Origin of the sequence: Rhizobium mulingense (assembly GCF_029194105.1) — a bacterium.
GTDB lineage: Bacteria > Pseudomonadota > Alphaproteobacteria > Rhizobiales > Rhizobiaceae > Rhizobium > Rhizobium mulingense.
In genome coordinates this window covers 54,703-75,792 of record NZ_JARFVE010000016.1, presented here as the reverse complement: position 1 = coordinate 75,792, position 21,090 = coordinate 54,703, and the positions used below count along the sequence as shown (strand labels likewise).

The following is a 21,090-nucleotide window of genomic DNA, read 5'->3' as shown; positions in this document are numbered from 1 at the left end:
CGCATTCTCTAGACTGCGGGCCAGCGTTCACATCATTGGAATTGCGCGTTTGGTCGAGGCGTATCGGCCGGCGGATGTGTTTGCCATGTACGCGGGCGCTTCTCGGTCCTCAGATCCGAGAAAAATGCGCGGCGCCGGAGAAAGTCAAATTTCGTAAAATTTGACCGATCCGCTTAAAAGCACTGCAAATCCTGGCGTGTAGAGTGATCTCATGAAAGCGGCCGAGGCGTGGACAGACGCGTCGATCGTTTGGAGCCTGGCGGAGTGAAAACCCGCCGATCCGCAAATGGGGACTCGACATGCATAGAACGCTGCCGCCATCGCCTTGACTTTGACCGCCACGGCTGCCGCCGGGCCGGCCTTCGCCATCGGCCCCGCCAGCCTTGCACGCGACCTGATGTACACCTCCGCCATCGGCCATTCGCCCGAGGTTCCGCTGACGACACGCGCCGGATTCGTACCGCCGGGTGTTCCCTTCGTGCTGCGCGATCCGGCAGCGGTCGAAGGCGAAGGCTACCAGTTCAGGACCTATGCACAGAACCTGACCGTCGCCGTCGACCATATGTTTTCGAAGACCGTCGAGGCGGTGCAGGCGGCCGCGCTTCTCCGTTGAAGCCTGTCGCGGACTTGAGATCGAACTGCGTCAGGCGTCAAGTTCGCTGCGCGCGTCGAGATACCAGTCGACGAAAGCCTTGACACCGACGTCCAAGGTCGTATCCGGCTTGTAGCCGGTTAGGGCGACGAGCAGGTCGGGGGCAGCGAAAGTGCGCGGCACGTCGCCCTTCTGCATCGCCAGCATCAGCCGTATTGCAGGCCGGCAGAGCGTCTTTTCCACCGTCTCGACGAAATCCATCAGACTGACCGGCTGGCCGCCGCCGATATTGACGACGCGGAAGGGCGCCTGGCGCGAAAGCGTTTCGACCGCCGCGTCGTCGAGGCGATTTTCCTCGCCGGGCGCAATGGCCGACAACCTGACGACTGCTTCGACGAGATCATCGATATAGGTGAAATCGCGGCTCATATTGCCTTCGCCGTAGATCTCGATCGGTTGGCCCTCGAGCATGTTCTTGGCGAATTTGAACAGCGCCATATCGGGCCGGCCCCATGGGCCATAGACGGTGAAGAAGCGGAAGGCCGTTGTCGGAATCTTGTGAAGATGGGCATAGCTGTGCGCCATCAGCTCCATCGATTTTTTCGTCGCGGCGTAAATGGTCAGCGGCTCGTCGGCGCGATCGGTCTCGCGGAAGGGAACGGTCGCATTGGCGCCATAGATCGATGACGTTGAGGCCAGCATCAGATGGCGGATTTCGACCCGCCGGGCGATTTCCATGATATTCCACGAGCCTTCGACGTTCGAATGTATATAGGCTTCGGGATTTTCCAGGCTGTAGCGTACGCCGGCCTGTGCGGCGAGGTGGATCAGGATGTCGGGCTTGGCTGCGAGGACAGCCGCCTCCAGCGCCGGCCGGTCCTCGAGCATCGCGATGACCGGATTGAAGGCCGGAAACTGGGAGAGGGCCGCATGGCGCATCTCCTTGAGCTTGACGTTGTAATAGGGCGTGAGGCCGTCGAAGCCCGTTACCTCATGCCCCTCCTGGAGCAGGCGCCTGGCCAGATGAAAACCGATGAAACCGGCCGTCCCTGTAATGAAGTAGCGCATTCCCACCTTTTCTTGGCCCCCGCCGACGGCAAAGAGCCGATTCCGTATCACGTGACCCCCCTTACAAGATAAGAAGAGGCCGAGTCGATAGGTCTTGGGGGAGAAGGCTGCGACACCTATGCTGCTTGCACGGGCATCGGCGCCGCCTGCTTGGCGGATGCCATCGATATTGCTCATCTGCCGGGATGAGCGCCCGATCGTTATGTTGCGTTGCAACATGCTGGCCTGCATGTTATGCCCGCCCAGACGTCGGCAAGCGAAATCAGGATCGATGCGAGATATAATCTATTGGATTCTTTGCGCATTTTTGACCGTTGCCATTGCCATCGTGTCGCTGCGGTATGTCACGAACTTCTGGCTGCTGTCCTTTGTCTGCAGCTTTCAGATCCATCTCGGGGTCATCTTTGTTGCCGCCAGTCTCGTCATTCTGGCAGTCAAAAGGCAGATCTACGGGTTGGTTCTTCTGCTCGCCTCGCTTTTTCTCACTGCTCATGGTTTCGTCATGCTGCGCGAATTTGCGCAGGATGATCAGCAGACGGGTGCCACGCCGCTTTTCCGTCTGATGACGTTCAACATCGCGATCGACAACTGGAAAAACTCGACGGCTCTTGCCGAAATGGTGATCGCTTCGGACGCCGATGTCGTCAATTTGCTCGAAGCCAAGCCGCTGACATTTCATCTGCAGCGATTGTTCAAGGCCTACCCCTATCATATCGGCTGCGACAACGGCAAAGATAGCTGTGATACGCTGGTCCTGTCCAAACGGCCGTTCGTGATGCGGCAGGTCGCAAGCATCGGCAGTCTCAGGAAAGACAGGCTGGTCGTCTCAAGCGTCGACTTCGGCGGCCAAGCCATCAATCTCGTGTCGGCGCATCTGTCCAAGCCCTATTACGACGACTACCAGATGGGCGAACTGGATGACCTCGGCAAGGCGCTCGGTTCGATTTCCGGCCCTCTGGTGCTGTCCGGCGACTTCAATTCGTCGGCGATCGCACCCAGCATCCAGGGTCTTCTCCGCGAACAGAAACTGAAGACGCTTGCACCTGAACCGGCGACATGGCCGATTGCAGCCGGCGCCTTCGGGATCGCCATCGACCACATATTCGCGCGGGCGCCGCTTCACCTGATCTCGCTCAAACGTCTCGACGACAATCTCGGCTCGAACCATTCCGGCTTGATCGCAGAATTCGCGCTCGACCAGGAAACTGCACCGGCGAGGTAACGCCTGCGGCAAGTCAGAATCTCGTTCGGCCGCCTTTGCGGTCGATCATCTGGAAGGTCTTGCCGTCGGTCTTCACGCTGACGCAATCCTTCGACTTGTTGGGAAACAGAACGCAGACCTGGCCGTTGTCTATCTTGTAGCCATTCTTGTTGCCCTCGCGATATTCGTAGCCATTGCTGCTTTCTTTCAGTTCCGAGGTGCCGGGCAGGTGCTGGCGAATTTCGGTCTCGCTTGCAGCGCGCATATTCGCTGGCTGGGCGAACGCCATGGCCGGCAGCATCAGTGAAAGAAATCCGGCGAGGGCGGGCAGGATACGCATCAGGGAATATCTCCGGTCATGTCTGTCGGCGCCTTCATTCTACGAGAACCCCGAGAGGAAATTCAACAGCAATGCAGATCGCGACGGAACCGGCGGCGGGTTGCCTCGAGCCCGCCAGCCGTTCCGAAAGCCGCTCTACGTTCTACCGAACTCGTCGACGATGCGGATGATGTCATCCTCGCCAAGATAGGATCCGGTCTGTACCTCGATGAGTTCGAGGACGATCTTGCCGGGGTTGGCGAGACGATGGACCTCGCCGAGCGGAATGTAGACGCTTTCGTTCTCGCGCAGCATCCGTACATTCTCACCAACCGTCACTTCGGCCGTTCCCTTGACGACGACCCAATGTTCGGAGCGGTGATGGTGTTTTTGCAGCGAAAGCTTCTTGCCCGGCGTGACGAAGATGCGCTTCACCTGAAAGCGATCGCCGTTGAAGATGGAGGTATAGCCGCCCCACGGGCGGTAGGACGTCGGATGCGTTTCGGTGAACTTCGCTGTCGCCGATGTGGAGGCCAGCATCTTGACCAATTGTCCAACATTCTGGCTGTCCTTGAGCGGTCCGACGTAGACGGCGTCCTCGCTGGCGATGACGGCGACATCCTCCATGCCCTGGACGGCAAGATGCACGCCATGGGTCATGACCAGCGAATTGCGGGTGTTGACCACGGTCGTGTTCGCGGCAGCGACATTGCCGTTATCGTCGCGTTTTCCCGATTTCCACACGGCATCCCAGCTTCCCATGTCCGACCACCGGAACGGCGAGGGGACGACGGCGGCCTTCGAGGTCTTTTCCATGATCGCATAATCGATCGAGATATCCGGGCTCTTGGCGAAATGATCGGCATCGAGGCGGGTGAAGTCGAGGTCGCGGCTTGCCTTGGAAACAGCCTTGCTTGCGGCTTTGAGCACCTCAGGCGCATGTTCCTGCAGTTCGGCAAGAAGCTCCGTCACCGGGAACATGAAGATGCCCGAATTCCAGTAGAAGCCGCCATCGGCGAGCATCCGCTGGGCTTCCTGCAATGCCGGCTTCTCGACGAAGCGGCTCACCTTATGAGCGCCGTTCTCCAGCGCATCGCCGATCTCGATATAGCCGTAACCTGTGGCCGGTTCGGTCGGATTGATGCCGAATGTGACGAGCCTGCCGTCGGCCGCCGCCTCGCGGGCGATGCGAATACAATCGAAATAGCTCTTGTCGGCGAGGATCTCGTGATCCGAGGCGAGCATCTGGATGATGGCATTCTTGCCGAACAGGTCGGCGGCCAGCGTCGCTGCGGCAGCGACCGCTGCCGCAGTATTGCGGGCGACCGGTTCGAGCAGGACGGCGGCGAGCGGACGGGCGAGCTCGCGCGCCTGCTCGGCGACAAGAAAGCGGAACTCTTCATTGGTGACGACGATCGGGGCTTCGTAGAGCTCGGGATCCGAAACGCGTTCAAGCGTCTCCTGAAACAGCGTTTTGTCGCCGACGAACTGAATGAATTGTTTCGGCGCGGTAGCGCGGGAAAGCGGCCAGAGCCGCGTGCCTTTGCCGCCGGCCATGATCACGGGAACGATTTTCTGCGTCATAGGCGTGTTCCTTGAAATAAACGGCTTATTCGTTGCACGTTAGCGGGCGGCTGCCCAGCCTCTTATTCTGTCGAGCCCGCTGTGCAGCAGGTGGAGGGCGGCAGATTCGCTCCCGGCTTCGACGTAGCAGCGCATTTCCGGCGCATTGCCGGACGGGCGGAAGTGGATGATCCCGCCATCCCTCAGTATCACCCGTAGCCCATCGATATCGGATTTTGTCGCTACCGCGCCGATCGGCTGTAGGAAAGAGGCAAGGTTTTCATCCGAGGCGCGCAGAAATTCCATCAATGCCGCGCTCGTCTCGACGGGGAAATTCTCCAGACGATCGGCGGCGGCGAACGGCAACTTATAAGAGGCGGCAATGACAGAAAGCGGCTGGCTGCGAGCGGCCGCCAGCGACAGGATTGCGAGCATGGGAATAAAACAGTCACGCGTCGGCAATGCGCGCAGTTTTCGGCCGTTGATCTCGAAAGTGGTTGCCGTCAGCAAGCCGCCATTGGCTTCAAAGCCCATGACGTGATCGTCGCCGGCGGCCACCGCCTCTTCCATGCCTGATATGACGAAGGGCGAACCGACACGCGTGCGCCTGACGGTGAAAGTGCCGGCGGATTCGATGCCGGAATTGGAGGTCACGGGCGTCACCACCGTGCGGGCTCGCAAGAAGTTGGCGGCCACAAGGCCGAGAAGGTCGCCGCGCAACGGTGTGCCGGTTTCATCGGCAACCAGGGGCCGGTCGCCGTCGCCGTCGGTCGAAACGATTGCATCGAATTTGTGCTCGGAGACCCAGCGCCTCATCAGCGCGATCGTCTCGTCGGAAACGGCTTCGGTGTCGACCGGTATGAAACTCTCCGAGCGGCCGAGGGCGATGATCTCGGCACCGTAATGGGCGAGAACGTCGATCAGGAGGTCGCGAGCGACCGTGCTGTGCTGGTAAACGCCGATCTTCAGCCCGGAGAGCGCACCTTGCGGAAGTAGGGCCGTATTGCGTTCGAAAAACAGCTGCCGGCAAATCGCCTCATGATCTTCCATCTTGGCCGGCGCCTCGATGAGCGCTTTGCCGCTTGGTTCGATCTCGGCTGCCTGTGCGGTGATCGCCGACTCGTCCGTTTTGTCGATCTCGCCATCAGGGCGATAGAATTTTATGCCGTTGCGGTCTGCGGGGATATGCGAGCCCGTGACCATCAGGCAGGCGGCCTTGCTTTCGAGGCCATAAAGGGCGAGGGCCGGCGTCGGCACATTGCCGCAGTCGAAGACACGGAATCCGAGTGCCGTCAGCGCACCGGCGCAGTTTGCCGAGATTTCAGGGCTGGAATCGCGAAAGTCGCGTCCGATCAGAATGATGTCGCCGGCCCGTGCCTTGCCGGTCTCCAGCAGATATTTGCCGAATGCGGTGGCGTAGAGGGCGGAGGCGCGTCCTTTGAGATCGACTGAAAGTCCGCGAAGGCCGCTCGTGCCGAATTTCATGTGAAGACAAGCTCCGATTGTCACGATCAAAGTTCTACTCAGCTCGCCAGCCGGCGTAAATACCGAAGCGGGCTTATAGTTAAACACGGGCGGTGAAGAACCAACAAGGTTTGCGCTCACCGCCAGGTTTCGATGGGGCGGAGCCGCCGCGAGACCGACGAGCATTGCGGCGTCGGCCCATTTTGTTAGAACTGTATGTCCATTGTTTCGTCCTATTCGAAGGTTTGCCGATGAGCGATACATCCGTCAGTCTCGACGAGAGCTGGAAGTCCGCCCTCGAGGGGGAATTTTCAAGCCCCTACATGCAGCAGCTCAAATCTTTCCTGGTCGCGCAGAAGCAGGTCGGAAAACGGATATTTCCCAAAGGTAGCGAGTATTTCCGAGCTCTTGACCTGACACCGATCGCCAACGTCAAGGCCGTCATCCTCGGTCAGGATCCGTATCACGGGCTAGGGCAGGCACATGGATTATGTTTCAGCGTCCGGCCCGGCGTGCGCATACCGCCCTCGCTCGTCAATATCTACAAGGAGATGGAGACGGATCTCGGTATAGCGCCAGCGCGTCACGGTTTTCTAGAGCACTGGGCACGGCAGGGCGTGCTCCTGCTGAACAGCGTGCTGACAGTCGAGGAGGGGCAGGCGGCTGCCCATCAGGGCAAGGGTTGGGAACGCTTCACCGATGCCGTCATCCGCAAGGTCAACGACGAATGCGAATCCGTCGTCTTCATGCTCTGGGGTTCTTATGCGCAGCGCAAGGCCGCCTTTGTCGATACGGCGCGGCATATGGTGCTCAAAGCGCCGCATCCGTCGCCGCTTTCGGCCCACAATGGCTTTTTTGGCTGCAAGCATTTTTCCAAGGCAAATGCCTTCCTGCAGTCCCGCGGGCGCGCGCCGATCGACTGGCAGTTGCCGGTCGATCCCCATAAGTCCTGAAGTGAACACACATGGATCTGTGTTCACAAAAAGGAGACAATGCGTTTTGGTCTGCACGTCTATTCCGGAGGCCTGACCGAGCGCATTTATGATCCATCGAAAGCCCGCAAGCGGCGGGCGAGAAAGGGGTCTCACATGCTCGATCAAATCAAGGGTTTGCACCACGTCACGTCGATGGCGGAGGACGCCCGCACCAACAATCAGTTCTTCACCCATGCGCTCGGACTTCGTCGCGTGAAGAAAACGGTGAATTTCGACGCTCCGGATGTCTATCATCTCTATTATGGTGATGAGACCGGTGCGCCCGGCACGATCATGACCTATTTCCCCTTCCCGAAGATGGCACAGGGCCGGCCCGGCACCGGTGAAGTGGGTACGACCGTGTTTTCGGTTCCGCAAGGTTCGCTCGGCTTCTGGAACGATCGCTTTGCCGCACTCGGCGTCGGCGGCCTGAAGACCGATGAAAGCTTCGGCGAAAAGCGGTTGAACTTCTCCGGTCCCGATGGCGACGGCTTTGCGCTCGTCGAGGTCAGGGACGATGGCCGCCAGCCGTGGACGCATGGCGGCATCAGCGAGGATTATGCCATTCGCGGCTTTCACTCCGTCGCCATGCGGCTGCGGGATGACGGCGCTACGGCCGAACTGCTGAAGTTCATGGGCTATGAAGTCGCCGAGGAAAGGGACGGGGTCAAACGGCTGATCATGCCTGACGGCAACGGTGCGCATCTCATCGATCTCGAGACGATGCCGAATATTGCCCGCGCGCTTCCCGGCGCCGGCTCCGTCCACCATGTCGCGTTCTCGGTCGAAAACCGCGAAAAGCAGCTTGAAGTGCGCAAGGCGCTGATGGACACCGGCTATCAGGTGACCCCGGTGATCGACCGCGATTATTTCTGGGCGATCTATTTCCGTACGCCGGGTGGCGTTCTGTTCGAGGTTGCGACCAATGAACCCGGCTTCGACCGCGACGAGGATACGGCTCATCTCGGCGAAGCTCTGAAGCTGCCGCAGCAGCACGCCCATCTTCGAGCGCTGCTTGAACAGCATCTGCAGCCGCTAGAAGCGTAAGGAGGGCGACATGACGGAAACCGGATATGTGCACCGGCTGCATGCCGGCGCACCTGGCAAACCAATTCTGATCGTGTTGCATGGCACCGGCGGCGACGAAAACCAGCTGTTTGATTTCGGCCGACAGCTGCTGCCGGAAGCGACGGTTCTTGCTCCGCGCGGCGATGTTTCCGAATATGGTGCTGCGCGGTTCTTCCGGCGCAGCGGTGAAGGGGTCTACGACATGGCCGACCTTTCACGGGCGACGGAGAAGATGGCCGCCTATGTCAAAGCATTCGCTGACGGGTACCAGGCTTCCCGTATTTTCGGCTTGGGCTTTTCGAACGGCGCCAATATTCTTGCCAATGTGCTGATCGAGAAGGGTATCTTCGACCTGGCGGTGCTGATGCACCCGCTCATTCCGTTTCAACCGGAAGCCCATTCGACGCTTGCGGGAAGAAAGGTGCTGGTGACGGCCGGACGGCGGGATCCGATCGCCCCGATGGCCGTGACCGAAGCATTGTCGCAACACCTGAAAGGCCGCGGCGCCGAGGTCGACACAGTCTGGCATCCCGGTGGCCATGAGATCGGGTCGCTCGAAATCGATGCAGTTCGCGATTTCTTCAGCGGCTATTGATCGATTGCGCCAACCGGCGACGGCCGAATTGCGGGGCCGGTGAAAACCGGTCCCGCATCTTGGTTCATACGACGACTTGGCATCGCCAACAGAGATGCCACCAAAAGTGCTCTAACTCTTTCATTGAGAACAGGATTCAGATGTTAGGCCAACGGGCCTGAAATCATCCTGTTCTAGGGACGAGGAGGATATTTGCCCCTGATTGCCTTCATATAAAAATCCCCGGGTGACTCCGCCATCGTCAAGCCGACGACGACGCCTTTGGGAACCCCTTCATATTCTCGCCTCTGACCGTTGGTCAGATAGACCCGCAGATGCCGGCTGTCTTCGTCGTAGGCAATCGCCTCGATAAGTTTCGAATCAACCGCAGTTTCCACTTTGCACCCCGCAGTTTTGGATCTGAGATTCTTGATCAAGAATGGCATTCGCGCTCGCAACGCACCATCTTTATGCGGTGCCGCAAGGTCGTCAAGCGCGATCTGCTTTAACGTTCATTTTTTCTTGGCGTCTCTCGTTTTAGTTGATTAATACAGCTTTTTCGAAGGTCCGGCCTGTGGAAAATTGGCAGTCTCCGGTTCTTTCAGGTACGGATATATTGAACGATGCAGCTGAGTTTTGAAGAATCTGGTAAAAACGCAAGCTTAACCATCCGTTAACAAGAGTATATTAAGAGACGTGGAAATATTAATCGAAACATCTTTTCGATTATGTATTAATACGACGTGCCCTTGTTCGTGGGAGCCGTTTTGCTATGCCCGCGGAGCGGCGTGAGGTGCCCTGACCACGTGCCGCCGACAACCGACCGGCAGGCGAGATTCCTCGCATTTTCGTCGATCCATTGCGACGCGAAAATCGTTCAAGCGCTTGGCGCCCAGATGGTGACCGCGCAGGAGACTCTTGCGCTTTCCATCGGGCGCGACGAGGATGGGCGATCGTCATTGCCCGATGTGCTGGACGCGCAGCATTCGGCCTCAATAAGTCAGGCGAGCTGGCGCGGGCGGTTCAGCGAAATGGCGATGGGTCCGTCGTTTTGAATGTGGCAATAGGTTCCGGCTACAATGTCGACGCGGTCGCGATCAGGCCAACTTCTTATGATCACTAAACTTCGTGCCGTTGCGGCGATGGGTGAGAAATGGATCAGTTCCGACAGCCCGCCACCCGGCCGGGTTTCATAAATGGGTTACATGTTTAACTATCTCGTCCCGTGGCGACAACAGATACCGATACTGACTGGCAGCCATAGAAAGCGCGCTCGGTTGACATTTGCCGAAGGCGATTTCGCCGCGGTCTATGCGATGAGCGATGTCCACGGATGTTATAGCGAACTCGTCGAGGCGCATTGCCGCATCGAAGCGGATGCCGAGCGCATTCCGGGGCCGAAACTCATTCTCCTGCTCGGCGATTATGTCGATCGCGGGCCGGATTCGAGCGCGGTGCTGGAATTCCTGAGCAAGCCGCCGCCGCCGGGATTTCAGCGTCTCGCCCTGTGCGGCAATCACGATGCGGAGCTGGTGAAGCTCTATCGCAAACCGACACGCCTTCTTGAATGGCTTGGTTTTGCCGGGACGGAGACGCTGAATTCATACGGCATCGACATCGAGCATCTACTGCAATCGGCGGCTGGAAACGAAATGATCGCCCGCGTCATTCACAACATGATACCGGAGCGGCATATCCAATTCCTGGAATCGCTGCCGATCATGCTGCAGATGGGAAGGGTCGTCTTTGTCCACGCGGGCATCAGACCTGGCATCGATCTCAAGAGACAAAAGGACAGCGACCTTATGTGGATCCGCCAGCCCTTTCTGAACGAAGGGCCGCAGCTTCCTTTCCTCGTGATCCATGGACACACCCCGGCGCGAATCCCGACCTTCGGTCCGCAACGCATCGGGATCGACACCGCGGTTTCGGCGACGGGCCGCCTGACCGTGCTGACGATCAAAGGGACGCGGGTCGGACTCCTGTAGAACAGTAGGGCCGGTGTCGTGCGACAATCGCTTGCGGTGTTCGACGACGCGCTTTTGCTGGTTTTTCATCCATGCCGTTGCCCCTGGGCCACTGCAGGCTTCGGCACGCCATGCATAAAAAACGCCGCGGAATTTATATTCCGCGGCGTCAGGATGTTTGATCTCGGTATCAGGAGTTGGTCGTTTCCTGGAAGAGATTGGTCCCGATGCCGGTATAGGTGAAGCCGTGTTTGCGGATCTCGTCGCTGCGGTAGATATTGCGCAGGTCGACCAGGACCGGAGCCCGCATCGACTGCTTCAGGCGATTGAAATCGAGCGCACGGAACTGGTTCCATTCGGTGACGATGACCAGCGCGTCCGCGCCAGCGGCTGCTTCATAGGGGCCGCTCGCATACTCGATATTTTCGATGACCTTGCGGGCGTTATCCATGCCTTCGGGATCGTAGCCGATCACCTGGGCTCCATTGTCCTGCAGGGTCTGGATGATGGCGATTGCCGGGCTGTCGCGCATGTCGTCGGTGTTCGGCTTGAAGGTCAGGCCGAGGATCGCGATCTTCTTGCCGCGAATGTCGCCGCCGACCGCAGAAATCACCTTGCGTCCCATCGCCCGCTTGCGGTTGTCGTTGATGGAGATCGTCGTCTCGATGAGACGAACCGGCGCGTCGAAATCCTGCGCGGTCTTGGCAAGGGCCAGCGTATCCTTGGGGAAGCAGGAGCCGCCGTAACCCGGGCCGGCGTGCAGGAACTTGGCGCCGATACGGCCGTCGAGACCGATGCCGCGCGAAACGTCCTGGACATTTGCATCAACCCGTTCGCAGAGATCGGCGATCTCGTTGATGAAGGTGATCTTCATTGCGAGGAAGGCGTTGGCAGCATATTTGATCAGTTCGGAGGTACGGCGGGAAGTGAAGACCAGCGGCGCCTGGTTGAGATAAAGCGGACGATAGACCTCGGTCATGGCTTCGCGCGCCCGGTCGTCGTTCAGACCGACGACGATGCGGTCGGGGCGCTTGAAATCTTCGATCGCTGCGCCCTCGCGGAGGAACTCGGGATTGGAAACGACAGCGACATCGGCTGTCGGATTGGTTTCGCGGATGATGCGCTCAACCTCATCCCCGGTCCCAACCGGTACGGTCGACTTGGTGACGACGACGGTGAAGCCTTCTACGTAGGTCGCGATCTCGCGCGCCGCCGCATAGACGTAGGAGAGATCCGCATGGCCGTCGCCGCGCCGGGAGGGCGTGCCGACCGCGATGAACACGACGTCGGCGCCACGAACGCTTTCGCCGACATCCGTCGAAAAGGACAGGCGGCCGGTGCTGGTGTTTTCGGCGACCAGTTGATCGAGACCTGGCTCGTAAATCGGAATGCGGCCTTCGCGAAGGGCCTCGATCTTACTCAGATCCTTGTCGACGCAGATGACGTCGTGGCCGAAATCCGCAAAGCAAACGCCTGAAACGAGGCCGACATAGCCTGATCCAATCATCGTGATGCGCATATTTCCCTCAAATCATTAGAGTAGAACGTCATGCTGCGTCGCAGCATGGACCCCGTCATACTTAATCTGGGCGAAAAGACAACATCGAAGATCGCCTTGTGGCCCAAGTCGGAATTCCAACTCAGGGCGCTGCGACCCGCGCCAGCTGCCCTGTCGACAGCAAAAACATAGTTTTGTGTGGGCGATATGACAAGTCGAACCGCGCATCGGAGCCGGCTCGACTTCAACCCGGAACGGGCGGATGTAATTAGTTAGATGTGGGCATTGCGGAGGCTAAGGCACTTCACGGCTTTGCCGGAATTGCCCCAGCCGCGCCCGTTTTTACAGGCGATACCAGACGTAAGGGTCGGTATCCGATTGAATCTTGTCCCAGCGCAGATCGGTATCGCGCCAGTTCTTGATGCTGCTTTTCCTGTTGTCGAGCACCAGGTCGCCCTTGTCGGTTCTGACCACAAGGACGGCGTGTCCTTCGCCGGAGGGCGTGTACGCCGTCGCAATTCGCAAAGCGCGTGACGACCAGCCCATTGCCATCAACCGGCTGCGCTTGGTCAGCGCAAAATCCTCACAGTCGCCGCTGCGGACGTTCACTTTCCAGACATCGCCGTTCAGTTCATTGCGGGGATCGTTCCTGCCGATCATCGTACGATTGACGGAGTTGTTCACATCCTTCAGCTGCAGCATTTCCTTGTCTGTCAGCGCCACGACCGACAAACCATGGTTGTCGCGGCATTCGGCAGGGTTCTGGGCGCAGAACAGCACCTGGGCGAAGGGCGGAATGATCGTTCCTTTTTCAGAGATATAGCTCACTCCTGAACCGCTGGTCAGGCCGCGGGCGAAACCGGCGGGGCCGGCGGCAAATGCAGAGCAGGCATTCGCTGCTGTAAAAGCCAGTGCCAGAAGTGTAACGAACGTCTTCTTCATCTCTTCATCCCCGTTCAGGGCAACCGATTGAGATCAGGCTTGCCTTTTTTCTCAGTCAATGGCATGGCGGATTAGTGATCTGCCAAGTATCGGGCACAGAACGTCTTTCCCGTTTCTGCCGCTTGAAGGAGCATAATCGGGGCCGGTCTCGATTGGCTTAAGCCTTTCGGGACAATTTTAAACGATGTGGAATTCTGTTGCACTTTAACACGCAAGCGTTTGATATGCAACTTATGTTGGTACGAGTATATTAACCGTATTGGTTGTATCTCTCTCGTTGCTGCTACTGATGAGCGAATCAAATGTTATCCAACCTCATCAACGGGCAGGTCTTGCGGGAGACAATCCTCTTTGCCTTCATTGGCCTGGTAATATTGACGCTCATTCCGTTCGGAAGCGTCACGCCCTTTCCCTTCGCCTTCGCTGCGATCGGGATGTTTGCTCTGGCCATTATGGCTGGGCTGCTGCTTGGCGAGCCGAGTCAGGCCGGATGGGTGTTCAACATCGCCTTGTTTCTGCTGGTCGTGCTGACGGGGTGGACGTTCGTCCAGACAATCGAACTGCCAGCCAATTGGCTGGCAAACCCTGCCTGGAGCGCTGCGCGTGACTTGGCGGGCGTTCAATACGCGGCGATCTCCGTCGAGCCGGCCGATACGCTCGCCTCGATTCTCTGGCTGGCTCTGCCTTTCGTGACCTTCCTGACCGGCCTGGTCTTGTGCGATACCGATCAACGGGCGCGGAAAGTGCTGGCCAGCCTCGGGCTGACGGCGGGCGGTATCGCGGTTTTCAGTCTGATACAATTTTCGATGTTTCCCAACATTCTGATCGTCATCGAAAAACACGCCTACCTCGACAGCCTGACGGCCGTGTTCGTCAACCGCAATACCGCCGCGACCTTCCTCGGGCTGGGAACGCTGCTCATGCTGACCCTGGTCAGGGATATTGCCCGTTCCTATTCAAACCATCCGCCCGGCGAGCCGGGCCGAAACGTTCTTCTCCTGAGGGTGTGGATCTACATTCTGCTCTTGAGCGCATGTTTCACCGCGCTGATGCTGAGCCGATCACGCGCTGGGATATTCGCGACCTTTGTTGCCGCTCTCATCTACTTTCCCTGGCTTGTCATCTCATGGAACAACTCCAGGCGCCATATGAGACCGACGCCAGGGTGGCGGTCGATATTAAAGCTTCTTTCGGCGATGATCTTCGTTGTCCTGTTGCAGAGCATGTTTGCCGGCCAGGCGATTTTGCGTGCGCAACAGCGGCGTCTCGAGGACGATGATCGTTTTTGCATCCTGCCGGGCATCTGGCGTGCCATTTCGGATCATTGGGTGACGGGGACGGGTCTCGGCACCTTCCGCACCGTGTTTTCCGCCTATCGCGATCCGGCCTGCGGCATTTTCGGAATCTTTGATCGCGCTCATAATTTCTACCTCGAAGGATTTCTGGGCCTCGGAATTTTATTTCCGATCGCGGCGCTCATCGCCTTTTCGGTGCTCGCAAGTGTGTTTTGGCGGGGGCTCGTTCAACGGCGCCGCTTGAGACATTACGTTCTTCTTGGTCTGGCGGCGACGGTTTTGGTCGCCCTTCATGCTGCGGTTGATTTTTCGCTGCAAATACCGGGCTTTGCGGTATTTTTCGCCGCCTTCCTCAGTGCCGTGGTCGCGATCAGTCTTGGACGCAATAATGGAGACGCGAAACGACTATATGAGGGGGCTGCTCAACAGCGGACGGTTTGAGCAAATGGGTTCGTGAAGGTTTTTCGAAAATGCCGATTGCGCGGCAACGCGCTGTTGACTCTGAAACGCAACAGATTTTATAGCGGTGCAGCCTTTAGATCGTTGCCGGCCCCAGACAAGACGGGTTGGATCGTATTCGCCTTCGTGAAGGCTTGGCGTTGCCAGCCTGCCACAGTTAGAGGAATGTTAATCCGCCTACAGTCATTATTGATCGGGGATTGTCTTGTATTTCGTAAAATTGCGGGGCAGTACCTCCAGGGGCGTCAACACAGGTTATTCTATGGGTTGTTTTCCTATCGGTAGTACACGCGTCGCCATTGTTGTAGCGCTAACGAGTATATTGGCAAGCTGCACGTCGTTGCCAAGGTCCGGTCCCGATCACACAGATGTTGATCGAGGTGCGGCTGTGAAAGTAACAACGAAGGAGCGTCGCGTCGGCATCGACTACGCCCTGATTGATCTTAGCAAAAACGTCCTGTCATTTTTCACATCTCCGCAGCCGACCTCCTTCAAGGGGTTTGGCGGCGGTCGGGGCAAGGCGCCTGAGATTCCGCTTGGTTATGGCGACGTAGTTCAGGTTGCTATCTTCGAAGCTCAGTCCGGTGGACTGTTCATTCCCTCGGACGCCGGCAGCCGACCCGGCAATTACATCTCGCTGCCGGAGCAGACCATCGATAGAAACGGAACGATCACGATTCCCTATGCTGGTCGCGTTCCGGCTGCAGGCCGTCTCAAGGAGACCGTGGAGCAGGACGTCGAAGATCGGTTGGCCAGCCGCGCGATCGAACCGCAGGTGGTTATTACGACAACGACCAGCCGCTCCAGCCAGGTGGCCGTGCTTGGTGACGTCAACAATCCTCAGCGCATCACGATCAGCCCGGCCGGTGAGCGCGTCCTCGATGTCATTTCTGCCGCGGGCGGTTTGACGACCAACAATATTGAAACGAATGTGACGCTGCAGCGCCGCGGCAGAACCGCAACCGTCGCCTACAACACGCTGTTGAAGAACCCGGCGGAGAATATCTATGTCGCGCCGGACGATACGATCTCGGTTGACCATGAGCGCCGCACCTATCTTGCGCTCGGCGCGGCCGGCGTTAGCGGCCGTTTCGATTTCGAAGAGTCCGACCTGACCCTTGGAGAGGCAATCGCCAAGGCGGGCGGGCTCCGCGACGATCGTGCGGATCCAGCTCAGGTCCTGCTCTATCGCCTTGTCCCGAAGACGACAGTTGCCGCGATGCACGTGGATACGACGCGGTTTGCGGGTGATACGGTTCCGGTGATCGTTCGCGCCAACCTTCGCGATCCGGCGACCTTGTTTGCTGCTCAGCAATTCAAGATGGAAGACAAGGACATTATCTATATCTCCAATTCGGACTCGGTCGAATTGGTCAAGTTCCTTGACATCGTAAATTCGGTATCGTCCACTGTCGCCGGCGTGACCGATGACGCGCGTGATACGCGTAGCGCGGTACGAGAGCTCGGGCGTTGATGAATAAGTGGCGCCGATCGCAAACGATCGGCGCTCGCGGCCTACGTCTGTAGCGGATTTCATGAAGGAAATTGTGGGTATGGCAAGGTCAGCTGTTTATCGTAGACTTGCTTATAGCGGAATTATCGTCGCGGCCTTTGCCGGCATGACGTCCAGTGCTTTTGCGGCTGCTTGCCTGGGGCCGGCAAATCTGACACCCGTCGACATCAGCGGATTTACGGCCAGTCCCGCCGTTCTGCTCGACATGTCCGATCCCTTGGTTTTGTCGTCGCGTGTACGCGCATTGGTCGGAAGCAGCAACGACGCCCTGTCGCCAGTGGTCGAGCAGGCCAAGAAGGCCAATGCCACCCAGATGGCGGCGATCGGCGCCGGTCTTGGGCGGGCGGCCAACAGCTGCCAGGTCTCGGATCCGCAATTCAAGCTCGCGATCGAAAAAGCTGTCGCCGAGGCGGCCAGTGCCGATCCCAACCTTGCGCCGTTGCTGGCAGCCTTTGCAAAAGTTCTCGCCGAAGGCGGCACCGCGGCGCTCGGTCCGGGCACGAGCGCGGCTGCCGCAGCATCCGGTATCGGCAACAGCGGATCGATCGGGCAGACCGGACCTGGTTCCGACGATGGCACGCCTTATGAAGGCGCCGCAACGACTGCCGGAACGCTCAGGGTTTCGAGAGGCCAGTCGTCCTCCGATACGTCGGAGTCGACGAGTCAGAGTGTTCCCGTCACACAATAGCTGGAATTGCCTGTAGATCTTAGCGCTTGACGCCTTTGTTGGAGATCGAAATTGCTGTCGCCAGATAAACTTACGCCGCGTATCGACACCTCCCGCGATACGGGAAACGAAGCTGATTTCATCGATTTCGACAAGCTCATCGCCATTGCTCGTCGGCAGTGGCGGATCGTTGCAGCTTGTGCTTTCGCTTTTGCCATTCTCGGCGTCGTCTATGTCCTGACATCCGTGCCGGTTTACACCGCCGACACGAGCGTGTTGATCGACCGCAGCGACAATCAGGTCATCAACCAGCTGGCCGCTTTCGGCCAGTTGGACGACGACGAAGGCACCGTTCTCAGCCAGGTCGAGCTGTTGAAGTCGGACACGATCGCCTATGCGGTCGTCGACAAGCTGAAACTGGTCGACGACCCGGTGTTCACGGCGCCGAAGAATTCGCTTTTTTCTGTCGCAACGCTGAAATCGCTGGTGGATTTTCGATCCTGGTTTGCCGATGACGTGGCTGTTGCACCCGATCCAGCAATGAAGCGGCGAAATGCCGCTGAAACGGTCGCGGGCAATATCGATGTCGAACGGGTTGGCAAATCCTACGTTCTCGATGTCAGCTATACCTCGCAGTCGCCGGATCTGGCGCGCGAAATCGCAGCCGCCATCGCCGACGTTTACATGGTCGATAAGCTCAATTCCAAATATGAGGCGACACGGCGGGCCGGCGAGTGGCTGCAGGAGCGTATCGAAGAGCTTCGGCAGCAGGCGCTGGATACCGATCTCGCGGTGCAGAAATTCCGCAGCGAGCATGGGCTTGTCGAGTCAGGATCCGGCACGCTGCTCAGCGAACAGCAGCTCTCCGAGCTCAACAGCCAGTTGATCACCGCTCAGGCCGCGACGGCCCAGGCGGAGGCAAAATACGCCCGCATCAAGTCGATCATCCAGGCCAAGCAGACCGATGCGATCGTGACCGATGTGCTCGACAGCTCGATTTCGAACGATCTTCGCAAGAAATATCTGGAAGCGTCGAAGCTCGAGGCCGAAATCGAGGCACGGCTGGGTCCGGACCACGTCCAGGCTGTCCGGCTTCGCGCTGAAATGGCCGAATATGAACGGCTGATGTTCGACGAACTCAATCGTATCGCCGAGAGCTACCAGAGCGAGCTGCAGGTTGCGCAGTCCCGCGAGAAATCGCTGCGCGACAGCGTTGACCAGGCAACGGGCGTGGCTGCAACGGCGGGCGAGACGCAGGTTCAGCTTCGTGAGCTTGAGCGGACGCGCGATACCTATAAGAATCTCTATCAGAACTTCCTGACGCGCTACCAGGAGGCGATCCAGCAGCAGAGCTTCCCAATTACCGCCGCACGTATCATCACAATCGCGGAGACGCCGACGAAGCCGAGCGCGCCGAAGAGAAGCCTCGTTGTCGCTTTTGCCATGTTCCTGGGATGTGCATTCGGTAGCGGCATCGGCGCTTTCCGCGAATTCCGCGATCGCTTCTTCCGTACAGGTGACGACGTCAGGGACATGCTCGACGTCGAATCTCTCGGCGTCATGCCGCTGATTGAGAACAACGTCGAGGATCCGACCCTCGTCGATCCGGGTAATCCGCGCAGCATCGCCAGGGGCGGCAAGACGACGACCTATGTCGAGGAGCATCCGCTATCGGCATTCGCCGAGACGCTTCGGAGCGCGAAGATCGCCATCGATATCAGTGCGGCGGATCAACGCTGCAAGGTCATCGGCGTCGTGTCGAGCCTGCCGGGCGAGGGCAAGTCGACGACCGCCATCAACTTTGCCAAGCTTTTGGCAATGCAGGGCGCGCGTTGCCTGCTGATCGACGGCGATATGCGAAATCCCGGAGCGACCCGGGCGATCGGCCGCCATGCCGAAGCCGGCTTGCTTGAAGCAATCGTCGACAATCGCCCACTCAAGGATCTCATCCTTCTCGATCCCAAAACGAAGCTTGCATTCTTGCCGACGGTGGCGCGATACCGCGTTCCGCACTCTTCGGAGCTGCTGGCCTCGCGCGGCATGGATCAACTGCTTGAAATGGCGCGCCAGAGCTTCGACTACATTATCGTCGACTTGCCGCCACTTGCTCCTGTGGTCGACGCGCGCGCCATTAACCCGAAGCTCGATGCCGTCGTATTCGTGATCGAGTGGGGCAAGACCTCGCGCAAAGTGGTGCAGTCGACACTGTTGTCCGAGCCGGATCTCTATACCAAATGTATCGGCGCGATATTGACCAAGGTCGATCCGTCGCAGATGAAGCTCTACCGGACATTCGGTTCCAGCGAATATTACTATAAGCGTTATTCGCGCTACTATACCGAGTGATGCTCGGCGGTTGGCCCGTTTCGCCTGCAAGGATCGTTTTCCTTGTCGTCACCACGGTTTTTACGGTGCTGGCCGGCCGAGAGCTGTATGCCTCGATAAGAACGGCCAGCATCTCGATCGTTGCCGAAAGGATCGAGCGCGGTGACACCATCTCGAATGACATCGCGGCCAGATATGCGGCGCGCGCCATCGCCGTGGTTGACGGACATTATTGCCGATCGGACATCGTCGCCGCCGGCGTCACGCTCGTTCTGGCGAAGCTCGATCGACAAAGCGTCAATGTCAATTACGATGCCTGGGCTGCGGCGGCCTCGAATGCCCGCCGCTATCTCCGGCACGCGCTCTCCTGCATGCCGACCACAGCAATTTCTGGCTTCGTCTCGCCGCTGTTCAGTCGACAATTGCAGAGGAACCGCTTGCGATTGCAGAAATGATGAAACGTTCGGTCGCTCTCGCGCCCTATGACGAGTCGATCGTTCTGACCCGGTTTTATTTCTGGAACGATTTCACCAATGCAACGCTTTCGGCGGCCAGCAGCGCCGTTGACGGCGATCTGACGACGATGTTGAAACTCGGCGACCGCTGTAGGGTCAATGCCACCATGAAAGCCATCAGCCCGCAGCTCCGTCCGGTCTTCGATCGGATCTGGGCGAGTGTCGGGGAAGGGGCGACGGCGCGGTTTCGACAGCGCTGCAGCCGGTGATTACGGCTGCAAAGCTTCGACGATTAAAGTCGGCGAAGGATCTGATGACACGGTATCAGCTTCCGTCGCCATCGACCTTCATACCACGATAACGCCCGCTGCTTGCCGCGGGCGTTGCTTCATGGTTGTCGATGATCAGACGTCGACGCCGCCGGAAAGGACGTCGGTGCCCGCAATGTTGAGCGTCAGAATGCCGGCATCGGTGTGGCCTTGTCCATCGGAGATCTTGTAGTACTGAACGGATTCGGTGACGTGATCGCCGGGCGCAATATCCTGCGTCAGTTCATAGGTGAAGTCGCCATTCGCCTTGACGTGGAACGTGCCATAGGTACCGAGAATGCCGGTAATGGCGCCGCTATTGCCGTTGACGTTCGTGCCATCGAACTGGCGGAGGAAGAGTTGACCATTATCACCCGGAATGTCGTTGACCAGCGCGTTGCCGCTGATCAGATCGCCTTCGTTAAAGCTGTAATGGTCGTCGACCGCGATCGGCTTGACCTGGGTTACGCCCTGAGGGTGAACAGGCCCATATCGGTATGGCCGGAGCCGTCGGAGATCTTGTAGGAAACCTTCTCCTGAATCAGCTCGCCGTTGGTGAAGCCAATCTTGGCGGTATCGCTCAGGACATAGGTATAGCTGCCGCCGGCCTTGACGTAGAAGGTGCCGTAATCCCCCTGGATCGTGGTGACCTGGCCGTGCTGTTGGCGCCGACGCTCTGTTGGTCGAAGGCGCGCAGGAAAAGGCTGCCGTCAGATGTGTCGTTGCTGCGCAGGTTTCCGGAAATAACGTCGGTTTCCAGAAAAGTTGCAGTATCGTCGGTTGCGTGAATAGCCACTTGCCTCTCTCCTTGAAATTGATCTTCGCCGGTCATTTTTGA

16 protein-coding genes and 3 pseudogenes are annotated in these 21,090 nt (G+C 58.5%); 11 read left to right on the top strand and 8 right to left on the bottom strand.

Going from position 1 to position 21,090, the window contains the following annotated elements; translation table 11 throughout:
* Positions 1 to 228 precede the first annotated feature (228 nt).
* Positions 229 to 613: pseudogene (locus PYR71_RS27790) on the top strand (hypothetical protein).
* Positions 614 to 643: 30 nt separating this feature from the next.
* Here the strand turns inward: PYR71_RS27790 and PYR71_RS27785 are convergent.
* On the bottom strand, positions 644 to 1,660 hold the full coding sequence (locus PYR71_RS27785) for an NAD-dependent epimerase/dehydratase family protein (RefSeq protein WP_275621672.1): 1,017 nt from the start codon (positions 1,658 to 1,660) through the stop codon (positions 644 to 646).
* 271 nt (positions 1,661 to 1,931) lie between these two features.
* Between PYR71_RS27785 and PYR71_RS27780 the strand changes: the two genes are divergently transcribed.
* Complete coding sequence (locus PYR71_RS27780; RefSeq protein WP_275621671.1) at positions 1,932 to 2,882, top strand: endonuclease/exonuclease/phosphatase family protein; 951 nt, start codon at positions 1,932 to 1,934, stop codon at positions 2,880 to 2,882.
* Between the two features lie 13 nt (positions 2,883 to 2,895).
* Here the strand turns inward: PYR71_RS27780 and PYR71_RS27775 are convergent, their stop codons facing one another.
* The 3 genes from PYR71_RS27775 to PYR71_RS27765 form a co-directional block, all read right to left on the bottom strand.
* Positions 2,896 to 3,201, bottom strand: coding sequence for a hypothetical protein (locus PYR71_RS27775; RefSeq protein ID WP_183912091.1), 306 nt, complete (start codon positions 3,199 to 3,201; stop codon positions 2,896 to 2,898).
* Between the two features lie 135 nt (positions 3,202 to 3,336).
* Complete coding sequence (locus tag PYR71_RS27770) at positions 3,337 to 4,764, bottom strand: mannose-1-phosphate guanylyltransferase/mannose-6-phosphate isomerase (RefSeq protein ID WP_176539245.1); 1,428 nt, start codon at positions 4,762 to 4,764, stop codon at positions 3,337 to 3,339.
* Between the two features lie 39 nt (positions 4,765 to 4,803).
* Positions 4,804 to 6,228 carry a phosphomannomutase gene (locus PYR71_RS27765; protein ID WP_275621670.1) on the bottom strand — a complete coding sequence of 475 codons (1,425 nt, stop codon included), beginning with the start codon at positions 6,226 to 6,228 and terminating at the stop codon, positions 4,804 to 4,806.
* 230 nt (positions 6,229 to 6,458) lie between these two features.
* Here PYR71_RS27765 and ung point away from each other — a divergent pair, with 230 nt between their 5' ends.
* From ung to PYR71_RS27750, 3 genes are all read left to right on the top strand, one after another.
* Positions 6,459 to 7,160 carry a uracil-DNA glycosylase gene (gene ung / locus PYR71_RS27760; RefSeq protein WP_183912095.1) on the top strand — a complete coding sequence of 234 codons (702 nt, stop codon included), beginning with the start codon at positions 6,459 to 6,461 and terminating at the stop codon, positions 7,158 to 7,160.
* A 135-nt stretch (positions 7,161 to 7,295) separates the two neighbouring features.
* Positions 7,296 to 8,228 (top strand): VOC family protein, encoded by a 933-nt coding sequence (locus PYR71_RS27755; RefSeq protein ID WP_275621669.1) that lies wholly within the window; start codon positions 7,296 to 7,298, stop codon positions 8,226 to 8,228.
* 10 nt (positions 8,229 to 8,238) lie between these two features.
* Positions 8,239 to 8,844, top strand: a complete 606-nt coding sequence (locus PYR71_RS27750; protein WP_275621668.1) for an alpha/beta hydrolase — start codon at positions 8,239 to 8,241, stop codon at positions 8,842 to 8,844.
* Positions 8,845 to 9,017: 173 nt separating this feature from the next.
* Here PYR71_RS27750 and PYR71_RS27745 read toward each other — a convergent pair whose 3' ends face one another.
* Positions 9,018 to 9,269, bottom strand: a complete 252-nt coding sequence (locus tag PYR71_RS27745) for a KTSC domain-containing protein (protein WP_416340343.1) — start codon at positions 9,267 to 9,269, stop codon at positions 9,018 to 9,020.
* A gap of 750 nt (positions 9,270 to 10,019) precedes the next feature.
* On the opposite strand from PYR71_RS27745, the gene PYR71_RS27740 reads away from it, so the two are divergent.
* Entirely contained in the window at positions 10,020 to 10,811 is a 792-nt protein-coding gene (locus PYR71_RS27740) for a metallophosphoesterase (RefSeq protein ID WP_275621666.1), read from the top strand.
* A 169-nt stretch (positions 10,812 to 10,980) separates the two neighbouring features.
* On the opposite strand, the gene PYR71_RS27735 is transcribed toward PYR71_RS27740, so the two are convergent.
* Together PYR71_RS27735 and PYR71_RS27730 are read right to left on the bottom strand one after the other, a co-directional pair.
* Positions 10,981 to 12,309 carry a UDP-glucose dehydrogenase family protein gene (locus PYR71_RS27735; RefSeq protein WP_183912105.1) on the bottom strand — a complete coding sequence of 443 codons (1,329 nt, stop codon included), beginning with the start codon at positions 12,307 to 12,309 and terminating at the stop codon, positions 10,981 to 10,983.
* A 321-nt stretch (positions 12,310 to 12,630) separates the two neighbouring features.
* Positions 12,631 to 13,230: a transglutaminase-like cysteine peptidase gene (locus PYR71_RS27730; protein ID WP_275621665.1), complete on the bottom strand. Its 600-nt coding sequence runs from the start codon at positions 13,228 to 13,230 to the stop codon at positions 12,631 to 12,633.
* 302 nt (positions 13,231 to 13,532) lie between these two features.
* Here PYR71_RS27730 and PYR71_RS27725 point away from each other — a divergent pair, with 302 nt between their 5' ends.
* The 5 genes and pseudogenes from PYR71_RS27725 (at position 13,533) to PYR71_RS27705 (ending at position 20,213) form a co-directional block, all read left to right on the top strand.
* Positions 13,533 to 14,966: an O-antigen ligase family protein gene (locus tag PYR71_RS27725; protein WP_275621664.1), complete on the top strand. Its 1,434-nt coding sequence runs from the start codon at positions 13,533 to 13,535 to the stop codon at positions 14,964 to 14,966.
* 280 nt (positions 14,967 to 15,246) lie between these two features.
* Positions 15,247 to 16,458 carry a polysaccharide biosynthesis/export family protein gene (locus tag PYR71_RS27720; RefSeq protein ID WP_323115755.1) on the top strand — a complete coding sequence of 404 codons (1,212 nt, stop codon included), beginning with the start codon at positions 15,247 to 15,249 and terminating at the stop codon, positions 16,456 to 16,458.
* A gap of 79 nt (positions 16,459 to 16,537) precedes the next feature.
* Positions 16,538 to 17,185 carry a sugar transporter gene (locus PYR71_RS27715; protein WP_275621662.1) on the top strand — a complete coding sequence of 216 codons (648 nt, stop codon included), beginning with the start codon at positions 16,538 to 16,540 and terminating at the stop codon, positions 17,183 to 17,185.
* 51 nt (positions 17,186 to 17,236) lie between these two features.
* Positions 17,237 to 19,510, top strand: a complete 2,274-nt coding sequence (locus PYR71_RS27710) for a polysaccharide biosynthesis tyrosine autokinase (protein WP_275621661.1) — start codon at positions 17,237 to 17,239, stop codon at positions 19,508 to 19,510.
* A pseudogene (locus PYR71_RS27705) lies at positions 19,510 to 20,213 on the top strand (hypothetical protein). The gene PYR71_RS27710 and the pseudogene PYR71_RS27705 overlap by 1 nt, the downstream one beginning before the upstream one ends.
* Before the next feature lie 135 nt (positions 20,214 to 20,348).
* Here PYR71_RS27705 and rapA2 read toward each other — a convergent pair.
* Positions 20,349 to 21,048: pseudogene (rapA2, locus tag PYR71_RS27700) on the bottom strand (calcium-binding lectin RapA2).
* Positions 21,049 to 21,090 lie beyond the last annotated feature (42 nt).

What these genes read in the sequence shown, in the direction of transcription:
- PYR71_RS27785 (WP_275621672.1), bottom strand. Translation starts at nt 1,660, where the DNA reads ATGCGCTACTTCATTACAGGGACGGCCGGTTTCATCGGTTTTCATCTG.
- PYR71_RS27780 (WP_275621671.1), top strand. Translation starts at nt 1,932, where the DNA reads ATGCGAGATATAATCTATTGGATTCTTTGCGCATTTTTGACCGTTGCC.
- PYR71_RS27775 (WP_183912091.1), bottom strand. Translation starts at nt 3,201, where the DNA reads ATGCGTATCCTGCCCGCCCTCGCCGGATTTCTTTCACTGATGCTGCCG.
- PYR71_RS27770 (WP_176539245.1), bottom strand. Translation starts at nt 4,764, where the DNA reads ATGACGCAGAAAATCGTTCCCGTGATCATGGCCGGCGGCAAAGGCACG.
- PYR71_RS27765 (WP_275621670.1), bottom strand. Translation starts at nt 6,228, where the DNA reads ATGAAATTCGGCACGAGCGGCCTTCGCGGACTTTCAGTCGATCTCAAA.
- ung (WP_183912095.1), top strand. Translation starts at nt 6,459, where the DNA reads ATGAGCGATACATCCGTCAGTCTCGACGAGAGCTGGAAGTCCGCCCTC.
- PYR71_RS27755 (WP_275621669.1), top strand. Translation starts at nt 7,296, where the DNA reads ATGCTCGATCAAATCAAGGGTTTGCACCACGTCACGTCGATGGCGGAG.
- PYR71_RS27750 (WP_275621668.1), top strand. Translation starts at nt 8,239, where the DNA reads ATGACGGAAACCGGATATGTGCACCGGCTGCATGCCGGCGCACCTGGC.
- PYR71_RS27745 (WP_416340343.1), bottom strand. Translation starts at nt 9,269, where the DNA reads ATGCCATTCTTGATCAAGAATCTCAGATCCAAAACTGCGGGGTGCAAA.
- PYR71_RS27740 (WP_275621666.1), top strand. Translation starts at nt 10,020, where the DNA reads ATGGGTTACATGTTTAACTATCTCGTCCCGTGGCGACAACAGATACCG.
- PYR71_RS27735 (WP_183912105.1), bottom strand. Translation starts at nt 12,309, where the DNA reads ATGCGCATCACGATGATTGGATCAGGCTATGTCGGCCTCGTTTCAGGC.
- PYR71_RS27730 (WP_275621665.1), bottom strand. Translation starts at nt 13,230, where the DNA reads ATGAAGAAGACGTTCGTTACACTTCTGGCACTGGCTTTTACAGCAGCG.
- PYR71_RS27725 (WP_275621664.1), top strand. Translation starts at nt 13,533, where the DNA reads ATGTTATCCAACCTCATCAACGGGCAGGTCTTGCGGGAGACAATCCTC.
- PYR71_RS27720 (WP_323115755.1), top strand. Translation starts at nt 15,247, where the DNA reads ATGGGTTGTTTTCCTATCGGTAGTACACGCGTCGCCATTGTTGTAGCG.
- PYR71_RS27715 (WP_275621662.1), top strand. Translation starts at nt 16,538, where the DNA reads ATGGCAAGGTCAGCTGTTTATCGTAGACTTGCTTATAGCGGAATTATC.